Raw genomic sequence first — 3,056 nt, forward strand, 5'->3', positions numbered from 1 at the left:
TTCTTCGGTGAGTATTGTTTCATGTTCTGCTAAATCTCCTAAGGCAGCTATCGAACTTAGGTGGCATAATTTGGTAACGTTTTTTGCAATACAAAAATTGACAATATTTGCAGTCCCTTCGATATTGATTTTTCGCAATGCATTTTCATTTTTTGGATCAAATGAAATAATGGCGGCACAATGATAGACGTACTCGATTCCTATAAACACTTTTTCTAATGAAGGTATATCCGTAATATCACCTACTTGCCAATCGATACGAGAGAATAAAGCTTCTTTTTTATAAAGAGCAAAAAGAGATTTCGTTTTTTCAATACTTTTAGAACTACGATAAATAGCACGTACTTTTTCTTCATTTTCAACCAAATGAAGTAATAAATGTGCACCTACTAAACCAGTTCCTCCTGTGACTAAAATCATTTGGTAAATGTAGTAAAATCAATTTCAATTGAAAAACTGATTTCAATCGGAATGTAAATATCATTAATCAGTTTGAAAATTTATAATTAGTTTTATAACTAGTGAGTTTGTTTTGAAATTTATAGCCATTTCCATTGAGATTGTATTATTCTTATTGCTATTGAATTTCCCCTTTGATATTGTTATATTTGCGCACTCGAAGCCAGAAAGGCTGAACAGACGAAGTAAATTGATTAAAATAAAATGAAAAATATTATTTCCGAATTACAATGGCGTGGTTTAGTACACGACATTATGCCTGGAACCGAAGAACAACTTTTAAAAGAAATGACTAGCACCTATATTGGATTTGATCCCACTTCAGATTCATTGCATATAGGGAGTTTAGTCCCTATTTTGTTATTGGTACACCTTAAAAACTTTGGGCACAAGCCTATCGCATTGGTAGGTGGCGCTACGGGAATGATTGGAGATCCTTCTGGGAAATCTGACGAACGTAATTTGCTTGACGAAGCTACTTTGGCACACAATGTTGAAGGAATTAAAGGGGTTTTATCTCGTTTTTTAGATTTTAATTCGAAAGAACAAAATGCACCTGTTTTGGTAAACAATTACGATTGGATGAAGGATTTATCTTTTATCAATTTTGCTCGTGATGTGGGCAAGAGAATCACGGTCAATTATATGATGGCAAAGGATTCAGTTAAAAAACGTATCAATGGAGAAGGTGAGGGAATGTCGTTTACGGAGTTTACCTATCAATTGATTCAAGGATATGATTTTTACCATTTGCATAAAGAATACAACTGTTTGTTGCAAATGGGAGGTTCTGATCAATGGGGGAATATTACCACAGGAACAGAGCTAGTTCGTCGTATGAATGTAGGCGAAGAAGCCAAAGCTTTTGCAATGACGTGTCCGTTAATCACTAAGGCTGATGGAACTAAATTTGGTAAATCCGAAGGAGGAAATGTATGGTTGACAGCAGATAAAACATCGGTTTATAAATTTTACCAATTTTGGTTGAATACTACAGATGTTGATGCTGAGAAATATATTAAAATTTTCACTTTCTTAGATCAAGAAACAATTGAAGGGTTGATTGTAGAGCATCAAGTAGCGCCTCATTTACGCGTATTACAAAAAAGATTAGCTGAGGAGTTAGCGACTTTTGTACATTCCAAAGAAGATTTAGAAAAAGCGCAAAAAGCATCTAGCATTTTGTTTGGTAACGCTACTGCGGATGATTTGAAAACCTTAGACGAAGCTACTTTTTTAGAAGTTTTTGACGGTGTTCCACAAGCAGAGATTGCGAGAACTGAAATTGAAGCAGGAATCGAAATAATTTCTGTTTTGAATGAAAAAACAGGATTTTTTAAATCGAATGGAGAGGCCAGAAGAGCGTTGACTGCTAATTCAATTTCGATTAATAAAGAGAAAATAAAAGAAGATTATATTCTTGGCAAGAATGATTTAATTAACAACCAATTTGTATTGTTACAAAGTGGGAAGAAGAATTATTTTGTGATTCGTATTGTGTAAGCATAATTTTTAGGAAGTATAATATATAGAACCTCGTTTAAATCATTTTAAACGAGGTTTTTTAATGTTGTTGACTTTTTTTGGGATACAATGTTTTACACCATTAAATAAATATCATAAAAATAAATTAGAATTTACAGTTCAATTTATTTTCCCGATGGCGCAAACTTGTCTACAAAGGTTCTTCGTTAGCGCAGGCATTTGCCTGTGCCCACAACAGTGAGCAGACATTTTAAGAAAAAAAGTTGTAGCTATAAAAAAGCTACAACTTTTTTGTTTAATTTTAAGATGTAAAAAGAAACTAGAGTTACAATGTGTTTTTTTGCTAATCTTTGGGGGCACAGGTAAATACCTGCGCTAACTTTAGTGGTTACGTAGTGTAAATGTGCGCCATCGGGCTAATTCGTTTATAATTTATAATAGATATGTTTAATGAAAATGAAATAAAAAATTTAGATTTAGATTATAGATTAATAAGAATATTGATTTTATTTAATAAAGCTTTTAAGTGTATTTCCATTTTTGTTTTTTTAATTATTCTCTTCCTTCCTTTTTATCCTATAGATTTCGCAGAGGAAAGCGAAAAAAATTTTAGAGAAAGTCAATACTCTGGTATAGTTATTAAGTCCTATATTGATTATGCAAATCACGCTGCTCCAACAATTGTTTTTTCAAATCATAGCAAAGAAGAGATTAGTCCTAAGTTTTTTTCAAATGTAAGTGTTGGGGATTCTGTTGTTAAAATAAAAGGAAAATTAACAGTTAAGATTTATAAGGTCGATGGGAAGTTAGCTATTTACGATTATTTAAAAGATAACGAAGATGTTAAGCACTAGATAAACTAGCTATTACAGATGCCCCCCCGATGGCGCAAACTTGTCTACAAAGGTTCTTCGTTAGCGCAGGCATTTGTCTGTGCCCACAACAGTGAGTAGCATTTTAAGAAAAAAAGTTGTAGCTATAAAAAAGCTACAACTTTTTTGTTTAATTTTAAGATGTAAAAAGAAACTAGAGTTACAATGTGTTTTTTTTGCTAATCTTTTGGGGCACAGGTAAATACCTGCGCTAACTTTAATGGTTACGTAGTGTAAGTG

The 3,056-nt window shown here is 32.6% G+C and carries 3 protein-coding genes; 2 read left to right on the top strand and 1 reads right to left on the bottom strand.

Annotated elements, in window-relative coordinates; genetic code table 11:
- Positions 1–420 (bottom strand): NAD-dependent epimerase/dehydratase family protein (locus WBQ70_RS10575; RefSeq protein WP_423913865.1); only part of this gene is annotated, 420 nt, incomplete at its 3' end.
- 243 nt (positions 421–663) lie between these two features.
- Here WBQ70_RS10575 and tyrS point away from each other — a divergent pair.
- Both tyrS and WBQ70_RS10585 read left to right on the top strand, forming a co-directional pair.
- Positions 664–1,962, top strand: a complete 1,299-nt coding sequence (tyrS, locus tag WBQ70_RS10580) for a tyrosine--tRNA ligase (protein WP_423913868.1) — start codon at positions 664–666, stop codon at positions 1,960–1,962.
- Positions 1,963–2,387: 425 nt separating this feature from the next.
- Positions 2,388–2,798, top strand: coding sequence for a hypothetical protein (locus WBQ70_RS10585; RefSeq protein ID WP_423913870.1), 411 nt, complete (start codon positions 2,388–2,390; stop codon positions 2,796–2,798).
- Positions 2,799–3,056 lie beyond the last annotated feature (258 nt).

The organism is Flavobacterium sp. (genome assembly GCF_049590715.1).
GTDB lineage: Bacteria > Bacteroidota > Bacteroidia > Flavobacteriales > Flavobacteriaceae > Flavobacterium.

Bases quoted from the DNA above. Each gene is read 5' to 3' on its own strand.
- WBQ70_RS10585 (WP_423913870.1), top strand. From the start codon at position 2,388: ATGTTTAATGAAAATGAAATAAAAAATTTAGATTTAGATTATAGATTA.
- tyrS (WP_423913868.1), top strand. From the start codon at position 664: ATGAAAAATATTATTTCCGAATTACAATGGCGTGGTTTAGTACACGAC.